16 protein-coding genes and 1 tRNA gene are annotated in these 16,433 nt (G+C 38.4%); 9 read left to right on the forward strand and 8 right to left on the reverse strand.

Features of this window, described 5'->3' with window-relative positions; translation table 11 throughout:
- The 4 genes from ACZBKJ_RS03785 to ACZBKJ_RS03800 form a co-directional block, all read left to right on the forward strand.
- Window positions 1–661, forward strand: a 661-nt coding sequence (locus ACZBKJ_RS03785; protein ID WP_463199595.1) for a hypothetical protein, incomplete at its 5' end; no start/stop codon positions are given.
- Window positions 662–726: 65 nt separating this feature from the next.
- Window positions 727–1,119 carry a hypothetical protein gene (locus ACZBKJ_RS03790; RefSeq protein ID WP_463199596.1) on the forward strand — a complete coding sequence of 131 codons (393 nt, stop codon included), beginning with the start codon at window positions 727–729 and terminating at the stop codon, window positions 1,117–1,119.
- Complete coding sequence (locus ACZBKJ_RS03795; protein ID WP_463199597.1) at window positions 1,112–1,480, forward strand: hypothetical protein; 369 nt, start codon at window positions 1,112–1,114, stop codon at window positions 1,478–1,480. Before ACZBKJ_RS03790 ends, ACZBKJ_RS03795 begins: the two co-directional genes overlap by 8 nt.
- Window positions 1,477–2,148 (forward strand): M15 family metallopeptidase, encoded by a 672-nt coding sequence (locus ACZBKJ_RS03800; RefSeq protein WP_463199598.1) that lies wholly within the window; start codon window positions 1,477–1,479, stop codon window positions 2,146–2,148. The genes ACZBKJ_RS03795 and ACZBKJ_RS03800 overlap by 4 nt, the downstream gene beginning before the upstream one ends.
- 45 nt (window positions 2,149–2,193) lie before the next feature.
- Here the strand turns inward: ACZBKJ_RS03800 and ACZBKJ_RS03805 are convergent, their stop codons facing one another.
- Window positions 2,194–2,655, reverse strand: coding sequence for a hypothetical protein (locus ACZBKJ_RS03805; protein ID WP_463199599.1), 462 nt, complete (start codon window positions 2,653–2,655; stop codon window positions 2,194–2,196).
- A 137-nt stretch (window positions 2,656–2,792) separates the two neighbouring features.
- Window positions 2,793–3,017: a hypothetical protein gene (locus tag ACZBKJ_RS03810; RefSeq protein ID WP_463199600.1), complete on the reverse strand. Its 225-nt coding sequence runs from the start codon at window positions 3,015–3,017 to the stop codon at window positions 2,793–2,795.
- A gap of 407 nt (window positions 3,018–3,424) precedes the next feature.
- Between ACZBKJ_RS03810 and ACZBKJ_RS03815 the strand changes: the two genes are divergently transcribed.
- The 4 genes from ACZBKJ_RS03815 to ACZBKJ_RS03830 all read left to right on the forward strand — a co-directional run bounded on the left by ACZBKJ_RS03815 (window position 3,425) and on the right by ACZBKJ_RS03830 (window position 6,484).
- Window positions 3,425–4,114 carry a hypothetical protein gene (locus tag ACZBKJ_RS03815; RefSeq protein WP_463199601.1) on the forward strand — a complete coding sequence of 230 codons (690 nt, stop codon included), beginning with the start codon at window positions 3,425–3,427 and terminating at the stop codon, window positions 4,112–4,114.
- Between the two features lie 3 nt (window positions 4,115–4,117).
- Complete coding sequence (locus ACZBKJ_RS03820; RefSeq protein WP_463199602.1) at window positions 4,118–5,092, forward strand: AcrVA2 family anti-CRISPR protein; 975 nt, start codon at window positions 4,118–4,120, stop codon at window positions 5,090–5,092.
- Window positions 5,085–5,285: a hypothetical protein gene (locus ACZBKJ_RS03825; protein WP_463199603.1), complete on the forward strand. Its 201-nt coding sequence runs from the start codon at window positions 5,085–5,087 to the stop codon at window positions 5,283–5,285. Before ACZBKJ_RS03820 ends, ACZBKJ_RS03825 begins: the two co-directional genes overlap by 8 nt.
- A 131-nt stretch (window positions 5,286–5,416) precedes the next feature.
- On the forward strand, window positions 5,417–6,484 hold the full coding sequence (locus tag ACZBKJ_RS03830) for an AcrVA2 family anti-CRISPR protein (protein WP_463199604.1): 1,068 nt from the start codon (window positions 5,417–5,419) through the stop codon (window positions 6,482–6,484).
- Between the two features lie 84 nt (window positions 6,485–6,568).
- On the opposite strand, the gene ACZBKJ_RS03835 is transcribed toward ACZBKJ_RS03830, so the two are convergent.
- From ACZBKJ_RS03835 to radA, 3 genes are all read right to left on the reverse strand, one after another.
- Window positions 6,569–7,768 (reverse strand): tyrosine-type recombinase/integrase, encoded by a 1,200-nt coding sequence (locus tag ACZBKJ_RS03835; RefSeq protein WP_463199605.1) that lies wholly within the window; start codon window positions 7,766–7,768, stop codon window positions 6,569–6,571.
- Between the two features lie 172 nt (window positions 7,769–7,940).
- Window positions 7,941–8,027 (reverse strand) — tRNA-Leu (locus ACZBKJ_RS03840).
- A 66-nt stretch (window positions 8,028–8,093) separates the two neighbouring features.
- A complete protein-coding gene (gene radA, locus ACZBKJ_RS03845; RefSeq protein WP_463199606.1) occupies window positions 8,094–9,521 on the reverse strand; it encodes a DNA repair protein RadA in 1,428 nt (475 codons plus the stop codon).
- 461 nt (window positions 9,522–9,982) lie between these two features.
- On the opposite strand from radA, the gene ACZBKJ_RS03850 reads away from it, so the two are divergent.
- Window positions 9,983–11,815 (forward strand): phosphoenolpyruvate carboxykinase (GTP), encoded by a 1,833-nt coding sequence (locus tag ACZBKJ_RS03850; protein ID WP_463199607.1) that lies wholly within the window; start codon window positions 9,983–9,985, stop codon window positions 11,813–11,815.
- Window positions 11,816–11,879: 64 nt separating this feature from the next.
- Here the strand turns inward: ACZBKJ_RS03850 and ACZBKJ_RS03855 are convergent, their stop codons facing one another.
- From ACZBKJ_RS03855 to ACZBKJ_RS03865, 3 genes are all read right to left on the reverse strand, one after another.
- Window positions 11,880–13,139: a transglycosylase SLT domain-containing protein gene (locus ACZBKJ_RS03855; protein WP_463199608.1), complete on the reverse strand. Its 1,260-nt coding sequence runs from the start codon at window positions 13,137–13,139 to the stop codon at window positions 11,880–11,882.
- A gap of 635 nt (window positions 13,140–13,774) precedes the next feature.
- Window positions 13,775–14,539, reverse strand: a complete 765-nt coding sequence (locus ACZBKJ_RS03860; protein WP_463199609.1) for a Nif3-like dinuclear metal center hexameric protein — start codon at window positions 14,537–14,539, stop codon at window positions 13,775–13,777.
- A 70-nt stretch (window positions 14,540–14,609) separates the two neighbouring features.
- Complete coding sequence (locus ACZBKJ_RS03865) at window positions 14,610–16,292, reverse strand: hypothetical protein (protein WP_463199610.1); 1,683 nt, start codon at window positions 16,290–16,292, stop codon at window positions 14,610–14,612.
- Between the last annotated feature and the right edge of the window lie 141 nt (window positions 16,293–16,433).

The raw sequence follows: 16,433 nt of genomic DNA on the forward strand, positions 1-16,433 counted from the left end.
TAACAGTGAATTTGGATTTGTGTGGGATATACCAATCCCTAATCACGTTAAGTATCCAATTGTAGGTATTAGTTTTAAATACGGTGTTGGTTACGCACAGTTATCGTTTAAACAAGATAATAAACGTATTGCAAGGGTGTATATTGCAATCCACAAAAAAGAGTTTTTAAAACATTATCCGCAATATAGCCATAATAAAAGCCATCGTGATTTGTTGATAGATGTATGCACAAAAGAACCATTTAAGATATTATTTTTTGACGTAAATCCACCAATTAGACAAACAGGATTGGGATTAGAAATATTTAATAAAAATGGTGAATTAATTTATGACTCAGATTTACCAACACTATCATTTCCGCACGATTTATATAGCAATGCTGATAACTATCGTACCATTATCATCTGTAAAATCTTTTTCCCATTTAGTTATTTTGCGACTACAGGTTCAGCTCAAGCACCTATACGCGTTGCTTTAGCCAGAAAACACTCTCCATTGCTCTTTATGGGTACTAGAACACAATGGGCGTCTGAAGCAGTTCATTTACTAAACAAGATTGATAAGAATTACTTACCATATTTCCCTGAACACATATTAAATTATTTATTGAGATTTGAAGATTTGCATGAATTTAATTCGTGTCTATTAGCTAGCTATTAGTAATAACTTATCCCATAAATCCTTACCATTTGGTGAGGATTTTTTTTATGGCTATTGGAGTATTTATGTTTGATTTTACGGGGCTTCACGCCCCATTTTTAATTTCTTGGCTTGGGGTGTGGCTATTTGCACTGCTTGGCGGGATTGCAAGCGCGTTTATCGTCATCGGTGATATTGATGGACGTGTACGCCTGCCAATCGTTGCAAAGCCCATCATTGGCACAACCGCAGGGCTAGCCATGAGCATTTTAATTAATCACGGTCAAGAGCCGCCAAGTCCAACGCTGGCATTCTGGGCATGGCTAGCGGCTATCTGTTCTACCCCGATTATTTCGGGGTTTTTAGTGTTTATTAGCGACCAAAAGCGCCAAAACGACTTATACGAGTCGGCGCAAGACAAATTTTTGAAATGGTCAAAAAAACAAAAAGACGAGGGCAAGGAGGGCAAGTATGACTAATCTTGCTATTGCAAACATCATTATCTGTTCGGGTGCGATGTTTCTGGGCTGGTATGTGCTAATCAGAGACCTAAAAATTTTTAACAAAAACGCTAAGACCCCGCCTGCCGACAGCTGGCTAGTGCTGGTTGGTACGCTAGGCTGGAGTGTGGCGCTATTGATGGCCATCAATACCCAAAGCACGGATTTACTGCAATCTGATGAGCGGGCGGGCTTATACGGCGGCAATATCTTTGCCCGTGCGCTGTTTTTAATCTATTGGGTAGGCGAGCTGCTTAAAATCAAGCAGCACTGCAAAAATCACTTTAAACGTATGCTAATTAAAAAACGACAACAACTCAAAGCGGAGGCAAAATCATGAGTAGTTACATTAGACAAATCCAAACCACGCTTAAGCAAGCGGGCTTGTATAAAGGCGAGATTGACGGTATTGCTGGCAAGATGACGGTTGAAGCCGTCGCTCAAGCGGTCAAAACTGGCATTATCGCAAAAGACGTACAAGATGACGTTAAAACAATCAATAAGACCGACCCAACGGTTGAGGGCAACACGCCTGCACCTGCTGCACCAAGCGCAGCGGGTAAATACAGCTTAGGGCAAGCAAGCCTAGATAAGCTTAAGGGCGTTAATCCCGAGCTGGTCAAAGTGGTTAAGCGCGCCATTGAGTTATCAGGTATTGATTTTCGGGTAGCGGAAGGGGTGCGCACTAAAGAGACGCAAGCGCGCTACGTGCGACAAGGCAAAAGTCAAACCATGAATAGCCGTCATCTGACGGGGCATGCCGTGGATTTGGTGGCGGTGGTTAATGGCGCGGTATCTTGGGATTTTAATCACTATTACACAATCGCCACAGCAATGGCAAAAGCAGCAACCGAATTGGGCGTGCGTGTGCGTTGGGGCGGCTGCTGGTCGGTCATCACTGGCAAAGATGGCACGCCTGCCCAATGGGTGGCTAGCTACAAAGCAGAGCGCGCCAAAGTAGGGCGTAAGGCGTTTTTAGACGGCGTGCATTTTGAGCTACCCGCGTAAAAAAAGAAAACCGCCGATTGGCGGTTTTTCTGGGGTTAATTTAGGTTACCGTATCCAAAAATGACGGTTATTTTTGAATACGGTAACAAAGTTACCACAGGCGCTCACTTGTGCGACGACATGAATGCCGTTATTTTCGTTTCCGTAACTGTAGAAATCACGGCAAATCGTTTTGGTTAAACTGCTTAATGGTTTAACTGCATAACTTTTTTCTGTGTTGCCTTGCGCGCGGGCATGGTGCATAACCCAGCCATAATCTTTTTCATCAGTAATATTGTCGCTAATGACATTACCGTTTTCATCTTCGGCAACCAAAAAATTTCTTTTGTTCATGTTTGAATATTGATTCCCCGTGCGAATCTTACCAGTGGTTTTAATCCATAGGGAATTAAATTCTTCAAACGTAACTTCGCAAGTCTTGGCTACAGTGTCCAGATTTCCATTTGGAAACATTTTATCTAAGAATGTTTGACGGGCTGTCTTTTGTTTGATTACTTGAACTTTCATAATTTTTTTTACCTTTTTAAATTGACTTTGTGAATACTAGCTGTGCTAGCGCTAAGTAATCTACATCTTGTGTAAATTTACTTACTGCCAACGCCTACAGTTGCTTGTAAGCGTTGGTGATAAGTAAACTTATCGTATTAATATAATTCAACATCAACCCATTTGCCATCAATCTTTCTACTTATCGGGTTTAAAATAAAACCGCTTTCATTAACGCTTAGACCTATCTCAATAACAGTGCCGTAAAAGCACTGCATACGACTAGCCTTTCTTTTTGCTTGAGTTAGATTTTTTGCTTCAATCTTAGTTGCTTCACGGTAAGAGTTTGCGTTTTGCAACTCAGAGATGTAGTAAGTTTCCATTTGTTTCACCTTGTTTCATTTAGTTCATCAAGTGCGTTATTGCTCTTGATGTGTGTATTATCATATATAACACGCTATAAAGTCAAGCATTATTTTAAAAAAATTTAAAAAAATTTATAAGTTTATGATTTATATAATTTTTTTAATTGCTGCAGCTGCGGACTATGGTCGTTTTTTTAAAAATACATACTACTGTATTATATGCTTGATTTTATAGTGTGTTATATATATAATAAGCTTATCAAACTTGAATAAATCTCGACTAGACAGGAGATATAAAGATGCACAAATCATTGATTTTCAAAGCAGCACATAAATTAACAAAAAGAGTTTTAAAAAAGGGTGATAACTACCCTGTAACATTTGGATTGTGCTTAAGAACAATTTATGACATATTGAAAAGCGGCATGATTTTTTCTCGCCGTCGCTCAGACGGCAGCTTGCTTGAGTGTAAGTTGGAAAACTGGAAAATCAATTATTATGTCAGTGGCAAACTTATTGCGAAAAAATCGCTTGCTGGCTATCAAACTATGTTAGAGTGCAAACAATATTTTAAAGACATTACCCAGTGGGAGCGCCTCATCAAGTCTGGCGCGTTTGGGTTTTGGAATATCCAAATTGCATTATCTGAGTGTGAATTCTGGCTCGCTGTCAGTTTTGATGATTTGTGCAAATTGCACGCTCAAGCATTGTCAGCATATCAGTCTGCAAATTATATAAGCGTGATTTTATCATCACGCGGCTGGGGAGATTATGACAATTTAACTTGGGTCGGCGATGTAAATCAACCAGATGAAAAAATATTACAAGAGTGTAAACATCTGTTTGAAAAAGCAAACGATGTTGATGTTGTTTATAATGCCACATCTATTTTAGCTGCAATCAAACAAGCAAAAGTTAAACATTTTGCTAAAATTCAGAGCCAAATAAATGAAAAAGAGGCTGCAGAAGCCTACATTAAAAATGTACCACAAAAAGTCAAAGATGCCTACGCTAAGTGTGGAGGCAATCCAGAAAGATTGCAAGACGATATTGACCACCCATTGTACTGGCAAGTCAAAAGATATGCGGAAGCAATTATGATAATATCGGAGTAAAGTATGCCAAAAACCCAAAATCTTGCTCGACCAGAAATGATTTTGGTTGAGTGCAAGAAAAAACATCAAGTAAATAAATTAATTGATGAAATTAGGATGGATAAAGGCAGAAACTTGCCCAATTGGGCAAATTTTTGTTTTATACCTATGGCTGGTTGGTATGCAATTACATCCAAGAGTCTTGGCAAACAAAAATTATCTTTGCAGGATATGCCAGACATGCAAATCTTAGCAGCAACACATACATGGCAATATAGTAAAGGAATTTACAGTTTTGATAATGATTTGTATGAAGCTATCATTAATAGCAGGCTAGATGGCAATTTACCATCCGAGGTACTTCACCGTTTGCCACAGTGGTGTATTTATATAAAATCACCTGATTTATTTTTTGACTCCAAAGCGGTTTTTGGATTTTTTGCATGGCTTGAACAAGATGCAAATGATGGGCATAGCGAACTAAGATTGCTACTTGATAGCAGTGATGGCTTTGTTAGTGTGCCACTACACTTAGGCGATTGGAGTGTATTAACTGCCGTTGATAAGTACCTAATGGAGAGCGGGCGTCAAGCTATTAGAATGGGTTTAGACTTAGCAATGGATGTTGATAAAAATATCAAAATTGCAAATGAAATCAAACCTTTTATTAGCCTTGTCTTATATTTGTGCAGCAATGAGCCCGATATTAGTGATATTGACCAAAGTGATTGCAGTCCCTTAAATCCAAGACCAAAAAAAACAAAAAAGGGTTGGAGATTGTTCCCAGCAAATAAAATCAAAAGATGGCTGGTTGGGGAGAATATAGGTAAAAAGTTACGCCAGCAGCCAAGTCAGGGTGATGGAAGGGTTGCGGCAAGAAGAGCTCATTTGCGGCGTGGCCATTATCATACATATTTGATAGGTAAACGTAATTCGGATGAGCAAAAGGTGATTTTAAAATGGTTATATCCCATGATTGTTGGAGGCTCGTATGAGTAATAAGATGTCAAAATCGCTTGAAAAAGCGCAAAAAAAATACAGTTCAAAATTTACGCGAAAGGGGGTATCTTTTCACAAAGATAATGATGCAGAGCTACTGGATGCAATTGAGTTTGATTCCAACTCCAAGTCATTTAATAATCTTGTGCTATCGCTGCTTAGAGAGCATTACAATATCAAAAAAGAATATTAGCACTAAACACGCCTGCAGGCGTGTTTTAATATATTAAAGACAGGCAAATTTATTGATAAGCTTATTGTTTTTAACAAAATGTCAAAATCAATATAAAATATCAACATATTATGCCAATAAGGACAAACATCATGCATAGCAAAAAAGAACATGCTGCCATTCAAGCCATGAAAGAATTTAACGCTGAATTTGATGATGCCAAAGAATGTTATAAAAATATGCAAAATTGGCACGTTAATTTTTATAAAAAACATAAAGTGCCAACTGGTGTATTTATACCAGATGCAAATTTATATGATGTAAGCGTCCGCTTGTTTGCTGCTGATATGCAAAACAAATTGGCAGTAAATGATTTATACACTCATAGCGTTTCAACCAGAAACTACCTTAAGTATTACTGGGGTTTGTGGATTTTTGGTACTTGGCGAAATACATTGTCAATCTATCAGATAGACGGGGCAATTATTGAGAGCGTTGCAAAATCACCAATCCCAGATGACACTCCTATATCAATATACGCTCATTTGCCTGAGTGGGTAAGTTATATTGAGATACAAAATGAAGCTGCCGTTAGGATTGAAACAAACGGCGGCACAGATGTTGTTAATTTAATTGGCTTTTGGGCTGGCATTAATTATAATTATGATACTCAGCAAAAAGTATTGTGTTTAACTCCACATTTTGACGGCTTATCAAACACAGCATATGATTGTTATCAGCCAATATTATTACCAATTGCGGATGGTTTGACAGTAAAGCAAGCCGTAAATCTATTTTACAAATGCGGTTTGTCATCAACAGAAACAATGTCAGATAATCATCGTAAAGACTTTGCGATGTGCTACATTATGTTATCTTGTTTACTTTGGCTTTGTGCCGAAAAACCAGATATTAGCAACATTAACGATGTAATCGTAACACGTACTGATATTGCCAAACCTAAATTTGGCATTAATAAAAAAACTGGGGCTTTTATCCCTCCAAGTCAAGCAACGTTATATTATATTGGTAAGCGCTTGGGCGGCGAGGTGCGACAAATGAAAGACCAGTTGGAGAGAGATGGCGAGACAAAGCAGGCGGGTAGAAAACGCCCACACATCCGCAAGGGGCACTGGCACGGCTTTTGGTCGGGTCCAAGAGATGAAGCAAGAAAATATAAAGTGCAGTGGATTCCTGCAATCTTTGTCAATGGTGGATAGCGTAAACCCACCAATTTTATAAAATTGAAAGGTCAAGCAAAACATCTAGCAGGCGTGTAATGCTGCCCACCAAGCCATTGATTTTTATTTTTTTAAGCTATCCAGATAATCCGCCCACGCCTGCATCATTTCACGTCTTTTGTCCAGCCATTGCACCCGATTATACGCCCGCCCATTAGCGTCCCGCACTTGATGCCCTAATTGCATCTCAATCATGCGATAATCATAACCCAACTTTTCCTCCAAAAGAGTTCTTGCAATCGCCCGAAACCCGTGTGATGTTTGTTCACTACTGGCAAAATCCATTCGTCGCAACGCCTGGTTAAGTGTGTTTTCGGACAAAGGGCGATGTCCAGATACAGCGCTTGGAAACACCAATTCGGCCTGCTTGTACGCTTTTAGCTCATACAGTATCTGCATGGATTGCTCTGATAGCGGGGTAACCATCTGGATTTTAGTAGATTTTTGAGTTTTTGACGGCGTATAACGCCACAATTTTTCTTGAAAATCAATCTGCTCCCATGTCAGATGTCGCACCTCGCCGGGTCTAGCAAATGTTAATAAGGCAAACATTAAGGCTTTTTTTGTCGCAAAATGCCCGTGATAGCTGTAAATTGCTTGCACTAAATCAGCCAGTCTGTTTTCATCCAAAATTGCAGGGTTATGGCGAACAGAACCCGAGCTGAACGCTCCTTGTAAATAAATCGCTGGATTTTGGGTTGCCTTGCCTACAGCAATAGCATAACTTAACGTTTGGCGAATCATGCTACGCATTTTTTCAAGCTTGGCGTACTGCCCCGCCTGCTCAATTGGTTTTAGTACACACATTAAATCAGGTACTGTGATTTGTGATACAGGCTTATCGCCAATAATAGCAATAATCTCTCTTTGATAGCCTTGCAATTTTAATTGAGTTTTAGGTGCATATTTTTTGATGCTTAACCACTCATCAAACAGTAATTTAAATGTATCTTGCTCAATTTCAATGTGCTGCTGTCTTTGCTCGTCATAGTGAGACTTGGGGTCAATATGATTGGCTAATAACGCATGGCACGCCTGCGTCTTATTTCTTGCCTCCGCCAAAGAGACGGCGGGATAATTGCCAAGCTTATACATTTGAGCCTTGCCAGTTAATGGGTGCTTATATTGCAGATACCAGTATTTGCCACCAGACGGCGTAACATTAAGCACCAGCCCACCGCCGTCATATAAGCGATATAACTTGTCTTTTGGTTTGGCTTTATCAATCTTGCTAGCGTTGAGCGGTAAGGTTTGGCGTGCCATAACAGTATGCTTCCTTGTGCAATAACAGTATTTGATAAATATACTGTTTAGCATACTGTTATTATGTGTAGATTGCAATATATTTTAATAGACGTTAATAGACAAAATAAACCCCAAGAACTTGTAATTCTTGGGGTTCGTAGATATTTATAGACAACTATAAACATTTAAATGGTACCAGTGGTCGGACTCGAACCGACACGCTTTTAAAGGCAACGGATTTTGAATCCGTCGTGTCTACCAATTTCACCACACTGGCAATAAATATTCATCCATCAGATATGGGTGTATTATAGATGATATTTTTAAACTGTCAAGTATTTTTTTAATTTTTTTTAATTTCCAAATTGAATGCTTTGTAAATGGCTTCATCTAATCTATTAACAGTAATAATATGAATATCGAAAAATTGTGGATTGTCTGCTTTTGGTGCGTTGGCAGTTGGGATAATGGCATGAGTAAAACCATGTTTCATTGCTTCTTTTAGACGCTCTTGACCACTTGGAACGGGACGAATTTCTCCTGATAAACCAACCTCTCCAAATACTGCTAAAGATGAAGGTAGGGCTTTTTCTTTAATGCTGGACGCACACGCCAATAAAACCGCTAAATCAGAACCAGTTTCCATCACTTTAACACCTCCAACTACATTGACATATACATCCTGACCACTGGTATGAATACCCCCATGTCGATGCATTACGGCAAGCAGCATAGCTAGACGCTGATAATCAAGACCAAGAGCCATACGTCTTGGCTGACCATGTGCATCATCAACCAAAGCTTGTACTTCTACCAAAAGCGGTCTTGTACCTTCACGGCTAACCATGACAACAGAGCCTGCGATGGGTTTTTCGTAACGACTTAAAAAAATAGCTGAAGGGTTGGCAACTTCTTTTAAACCAGTATCCGTCATTGCAAAAATGCCCAATTCATTTACAGCGCCAAATCGGTTTTTGACTGCGCGAATAAGGCGAAAACGACTGTCAGCCTCTCCTTCAAAATACAATACAGTATCTACCATATGTTCAAGTACGCGAGGACCTGCCAAAGAACCTTCCTTGGTTACATGACCAACCAAGAATAATGCTGTACCTGTTTGTTTGGCGTAACGTGTGAGGATAGCGGCGCTTTCGCGAATTTGGGCGACACCACCCGGGGCGGATTGGATAGCATCAGTAAATAAGGTTTGAATTGAATCAATAACAGCAACTGCAGGCTGCCGAGATGATAGTGCTAGGCAGATTTCATCAACATTAGTTTCTGCCATAACTTTTAAACGATCAGTCGGCAGTCCTAAACGCACCGCACGCATGGCAACTTGAGATAGACTTTCTTCGCCAGTAATGTATAAGGCGCTACCACCTAATGTTTCGCTGGCTGCCATGTTGATTGCTGTTTGTAATAAAATAGTGGACTTACCAATACCAGGATCGCCGCCAATCAAAATAACCGAACCTGCAACCACGCCACCACCAAGCACTCGGTCAAACTCTCCAATAGCGGTACTCATTCGAGTTTCCAAAATGACGCCAACTTCATTAAGTGTCATAACTTTTGAGTTTGCGCCGGCGTAGTTACTACGTTTGGTTGAAGAACTGATAGGTTTAGCCGTGTTTTTGTGGTGAGGTAGAGTGGTGCTAATGTTTTCAACTAAAGTGTTCCACTGCCCGCAGTCGCTACATTGCCCTGACCATTTACCAAAATTTGCTCCACAATTTTGACACACATAGGCAGTTTTTGCTTTAGCCATGATACGTTTACCCAAAAATTTAAAAGAAATTGACTGATTTTATCATGATAAATAGCCAACGTAAATCAATGAAAAATCTAGAAATAGCTTACACTTAAAAGTTTTAAAAATACCATCATTTATTTTTGTGATGGTTCTTATCATTTGTAATAAAGTGTGTTTTAATAAGCACTTTCGAAGTAAAGCAACTTATTTATCAGTTTTTCTGATTTATTTAGCAGCATTACTTATTTAATATTAAATAAAAATATAAAATTTGGCTTGTAAATACAGCAATATTAGTGCCAATGTTTTATAAATTTAGTGGATAAAGTTTTGCTTTATCTTATATTGACGGTTGGTTGAATTATTACCAATCAATTTGTTTTGTGAAAATTTCTTAAAAATGAGCAAATGGCAAAAATAAAGTTAGTTATAAAGCCTTTTTTAAGCAATTTAAGTAAAATTTAGGAATAGTTGTCATGACTACAGTGAACTCAGTACCAGCATTTGTTCGTCATCAAGGTTTGATTGATTGGGTTTCTCGTGTTGCAGAATTAACCAATCCTGCTAAGATTGAATGGTGTGATGGTTCAGAAGAAGAGTACAATCGCCTGATTAATCTGATGATTGATAATGGCACAATGATAAAACTTAATGAGGAAAAACACCCAAAATCATACTTGGCATTTTCCGACCCTTCTGATGTGGCACGAGTAGAAGACCGTACGTTTATTTGTTCTGAACAAGAGATTGATGCAGGGGCGACCAACAACTGGAAAGCGCCAGATGAAATGCGTACGATTTTAAATGAAAAATTCAAAAATTGCATGGTAGGACGCACAATGTACGTTGTGCCATTTAGTATGGGGCCTTTGGGTAGTCATATTGCTCACGTAGGTGTAGAATTAACCGATTCACCCTATGTTGTGGTTAGCATGCGCAAAATGGCACGTATGGGTAAAGCAGTTTATGATGTGATTGGCACTGATGGTGATTTTGTACCTTGTGTGCATTCAGTAGGCAAGCCATTGCAAGATGGCGAAAAAGATGTTGCTTGGCCTTGTAATGATGACAAATACATTGTACATTTTCCTGAAACCTGCGAAATCTGGTCATATGGCTCAGGATATGGTGGCAATGCCTTGCTTGGTAAAAAATGTCTTGCCTTACGCATTGCATCTGTGATGGGTCGTGAACAAGGTTGGCTAGCTGAACATATGTTGATTCTTGGTGTAACCAATCCAGAAGGCAAAAAACATTATGTTGCTGCAGCTTTCCCATCAGCTTGTGGTAAAACCAATTTTGCTATGTTGATTCCACCAGCAGGTTACGAAGGTTGGAAAGTGGAAACTGTGGGTGATGATATTGCTTGGATTAAACCATCAAAAGATGGTAAGTTATACGCTATTAACCCAGAGGCAGGATTTTTTGGTGTTGCGCCTGGCACCAATACCAAAACCAATTCTAACTGTATGAGTACATTAAAATCAGATGTAATTTATACCAACGTTGCCGTTACTGAAGATGGTGAAATTTGGTGGGAAGGTAAAACCAAAGAAGTTCCCGAAAACCTAATCAACTGGAAGCGTCAAAAACACGATGGTAGTGAAAAAGCCTCTCATCCAAACGCTCGTTTTACCGTATCAGCTGCTCAATGTCCATCCATTGACCCTGATTGGGAAAACCCTGAAGGTGTGCCAATTTCAGCATTTATCTTTGGCGGTCGCCGAGCTGATACCGTTCCTTTGATTAGTGAAGCTTTTGATTGGGTTGATGGTGTGTATAAAGCTGCAACTATGGGTTCAGAAACTACAGCCGCCGCTGTTGGCGCCCAAGGTGTGGTACGCCGCGATCCGTTTGCGATGTTGCCATTTGCAGGTTACAACATGGCAGATTATTTCCAGCATTGGCTTGACATGGGTAAAACAGTGGGCGAAATTGCTAAAGCCCATGGTAATCAACTGCCAAAAATCTTTAATGTAAACTGGTTCCGCCGCGACAAAGATGGTAATTTTGTATGGCCTGGATTTGGTCAAAATATGCGCGTACTTGAGTGGATTATTGCGCGTTGCGAAGGTGCTGCCAATGCAGTTAAGACCCCAATTGGTCTTGTGCCAACTTATAGTGATTTAAATTGGACAGCCTCTGATTTTAGCCAAGCGGATTTTGATTTAGTAACCAGTCAAGATAAGGATTTATGGGTAAAAGAACTCGAAGAACATGTTCAATTATTTGAAAAATTAGGTGAGCGTATGCCAAAAGCCTTAATTGAGCATCAAAAACAATTATTGCAAGCAGTACAATCTGCTTAATGGCAAAGCACCCTTTATGGGTGCTTTTTTTAATTATGTTAATTTATATTGATATGGAAAATAGTTAGGCTGATTGAGTGTCTTGTGTGGTTTTCATTGCTTCAAGATAAGTGCGAATATTGGTTACATAATGCATGCACTGAACAAAGCGACTGTTTTGTTCAGCATTGGCTGCTAAGTATGTATAAACTTCAGTCCAACTATTGCCATCTTTGCCATGATCGTTGAGTGTTTTTTGAATGCGTTTGACAGCATTTGGACCCATATTGTAAGCAGCTAGTACAAACCACAAGCGTTCACCTTCAGCAATATTGGCAAATTGCTCATCAAGATTTTCTAGGTATTTGGCGCTACCTTGAATGCTTTGTAAAGCGTCGGTGCGGTCTTTTACTCCCATTTCCTCAGCAGTGTCTTGGGTAAGCATCATTAGACCCTGAACACCCGTTGGCGATATCGCTTCAGGATTTAGATGGGATTCTTGGTAGCCAATTGCCGCTAAAACTTGCCAGTCATGATTATGTTTTTGAGCGCCAGTTTTAAAAGCTGATTCATATTTGGGTAATTCTTGGTCAAGTGCTTTATTAAAGTGATTTCTGCTGTAGTCATTTTGCAGCAGTGTCCTATCATAAAAGCTGGCAATAGTTTGCGTTTGTTTTTGCTGCTCTTGGCTGCATAAAAAACTGGCAGAATGGTCAATCATTGTTTGGTTTGTGCTAGAAAAGGTAAAATGCAAATTTCCATCAAGACCATGTTCAGCCAATTTGTTTTTTGTTGCTGGATTGCAAGCAATGGCATTAGTTGTTAATTCATCATCAACAACGTGTTCTAATCCAAGCGCCATATCTGCTTGCCCTGTTTTTAGGGCTTGAGTAAGGCTTTGTTGGTCTTGATAAGTTTCTAAACGCATGTTAACACCCAAATAATTGGCATAACGTTTAGCAATATCATAACCAAAACCGTGTAACATATCACCTTCTTGGAACACGCTTGGGTTGTCTTTTAAAGTGGCAACAACAATTTCTTTACTAGATATGGATGACGGATTGTTATTGGTTGATGAATTAGATACGTTCATTGCAAGTAAAGCTTTGGCGGGAAAAGCCAGTAAAGATAATGCGCCAAGTTGCAAAATATTTTTGGTAAATTTTTGCTTTTTTAATTTACGTTTATATTCTTCAGCAATTTGAACATTAATAACACAATCTTTTTGAGCTTGCGCTTTTACCCGACAAAAAACTATTGACGGATTGACGGATTGAGGATTGAAAGTCAAGTTGGTTAAATTTTGCTGAATATTTTGTTGAATTGTGCGAATGTTTTGCATGAAAAGGCTCCTATGCTAATCATTAACCAGTTAAGTTCTGGCGTCAAAAGTTTTAGATAAAGACCATGTTATTATTGGATATTCGGACGCTGATTTATTCGTTAAAATAGATGTCATCCGACAATAAAAACGTGTTCACTAAATCACGGCGAGAATGTATGTACATCCATAAAATTACTATTAATATGTTTGTTGGTTTTGCATATTAATATTCATTTAAAGACTAGCCATGCCCTTGACAATGATTGGGTGAATTTGGCAGTTTCTTCGCAAAAATGATTAAAAATTAAACTAAAAGTAGTTTTCCTCTAATCCGCCTAATATGCGTAATTTGCCTCTATTCTGCAATGATAACTTTGTACACTTAAAAATAAACGGTATATTTTTGACGATAAACGGTAAAAAATAGCAATTTTTCACATTTGGTAAAATTGCATTACCAAACTAAAAATTAGTTTCATAAATTTTTTTAAAAATCAAGTATTAAATATAGACGATACAGTCATTTTATATTTTTATATAAAAATCAATGAGTTGAATTGAAAATTTGGAAAAATCTAACTAATTAGCGAGGGTTTCTGTGATTTTGTTAAATCAAAACTTCCCTGTTCTGATTTTGAGGTAAAATTTAAGTTTTATACAGGATTGTAAATGTCAATAAATTCGTTTTTGATACCTAATTTCTGAGCAATCATGAGCCCCAATTCGCGAATGCCACCTCGCTCTGTGGCGTGATGACCGCAAGCAAAATAATCAATTCCCATTTCCCGAGCAAAATGTGTGGTACGTTCGGATACTTCGCCTGAAATATAAGCATCACAGCCCATCAAATACGCTTGTTCAATATAGTCTTGAGCGCCACCTGTGCAAATACCAATCTTGCAAATAGTGCGATTGGGGTTTTGTGATAGATGTAGTGGTATGCGCCCTAGAACCTGAGTAATTTTTTGAGCAAAATCTTTAGCCGTGATGGGTTGATGATGGGCGATATTGCCAACGGGAAATTTCTCGTGCGCAAATAAACCGCCATCTATGACTAAATCCAATTCTTTAGCAAGTACAGCATTATTACCAATTTGGGGATGGGCATCCAAAGGTAAATGATAGGCAATTAATGAAATGTTATTTTGCAGTAAACTACGAATTCGTTTACCTTTTATACCTGTTAAAGTAGCTGCCTCTCCTTTCCAAAAATAACCGTGATGAACTAAAATCGCTTGAGCTTTTTTTGCAATGGCTTGATCAATCAATGCCTGATTTGCTGTAACGCCTGTAATGATTTTACTGATTGGCGTATCAGCATCCACTTGCAATCCGTTTGGACAATAATCATGAAATTCTTGAGGTTGTAATATGTTGTCGCAAAAACTAATGAGTTCATTAACTGATATGGTATGCATACATTCTCCGTAAAAAAATAGGTGGAAAATAACCCACCTATTTGATTATTTAGTTGTAAATTGTACAATTTTAAACAGTCAATAGGTGGCTGATTCCGCGTTCGCCAGCAATAATGGCTTGTTTGCTGATTGGGTGATTGTTAGTAAAATTTTCCAATTGTATATCAGTAGCAACCAAAATATCCGCCCAAGATTCAGCAATTTTGATGATTTGAGGTTTTTCCAAATCATTCAATTTTTCCAATAAATCAAATTCTAATTTATCCGCCAGCCGTTTTAGTTGCTTGGAAATAATAGGTAAGCGTAAGAATGCCATTGCTCCTGAAATTTGCCTTATCATCTCAGGTGTATCTTTTAAAAGATTGCTATTGGGTTCACTGCTGGCAAGGTAGTTGTTCAATTCAGTAGCAATACTACTTAAATTAATTTTAGCTTCTCGAACCAGTGCTTCATAGGCAGCATCAAGTTGGTGTAGGGAAATACGATGATTGTGAATTGGCAAACGCAAAGCACCTGGCGTGTGTGATTTTGCCATGTAAATTGCGGCATTTTCAGCAATCATTAATTTATCTAGGGAGGCATCCAGTTCCTCCAGATTTGGACTTTGCCAGTTGTTGACCTGCTTTGCAGTATCAATTAACGCATTACTAGCTTCAGGCATTTTGAGTAAACTCAACGCCTTAGAAAGTTTAACTATATTTTGAGCAATGTTAGGAGTACTTAAGTCATCAGCCATATCCCGGCCTTCAGCACGAACATAACTGTCAATTTGCTGTTTAATTGATTCTAAATCTTCCTGAATTAATGAATTGAGCGTGGTGGTAATTTGGTGGTCAGGACCAAACAAAAAACCGTGCATCTGAGCAAAACGTGCCTGGTCTAATTGGTTGATTGCATATTTTTCACGACTTAAGGCATCAAAATCACTATCTTTGTGGCGAGCAAAACTCACCATTTTGGCAAAACGACGGTCTTCAGTAGGCAGATAACTGCATAATTGTTGTTCAATATAAATTAAGATACGTTGTTTGACGTGATTTAAGGGCATCTCTTGAGTGATGTTTTTGGTAAAAACCGCTGCTGCCTGCCAAAAAAGCACATCAGTTTTTTTGGCAATTGTTTGACAAACATCAGCCATGCCTTGTATTTTTTCACGAGCTTTGTCATTTAACGCAGTATTTTGATGAGCAAGCAATGTACATAAGCCTAAACGATAAGTATCTATGAGCGTTTTTTTATCCAAATCTAAGCTGTCTAAAGAAATAAAATTATCTTGGGGCTGATGGATGACAACACAGCGAGAATTTTGCTGCAAACTTTGTAAATCAATTGTGGGTTGCCCTAAATGTTCTCTAAGTTTATTAATAATTGGCAATAACAATGCAGGTTCTAGTGTTTCTTTTAATAAAACAAACTCCACATAACGGTCAAGCAGCATAATGGCTTCTGAGACATCAATCATTAATGCTTCGTCAACTTCTTCACCATTGACACTGCTTTGATTGAGTTTTGTATAAGTTTTGGCAAGATAATTAGCCAAAAGAGCAGCCCCATCAAAATAGATTAAATCAAACACTTTGGCAAGTTGCAAAAAAGCTTGAGCAGAATCCATAAGTAGATGTGCTTGATTATTATCATCATAAAAATCACGCAAATGAATTTCGGCGTCTTTTAAAATTGCATCAATTTCATTTTGCAAAACATGTAACGCAGGTAAATCAAAATTGGTAGAACTGGTTATTTGTGTCATCATCGTCTCTTTGTCAATTATTTTTTTCTAAGTGGCATCAGTTTTGTTTGATTAAACTAGATTATTTTTTGTGGACAAACCACCAAAACAATCAACAACATTTATAAGTATTAATCAATGTCCACATTGTCTATTTTATTTTTT

This window comes from Moraxella sp. I5G (genome assembly GCF_055193055.1).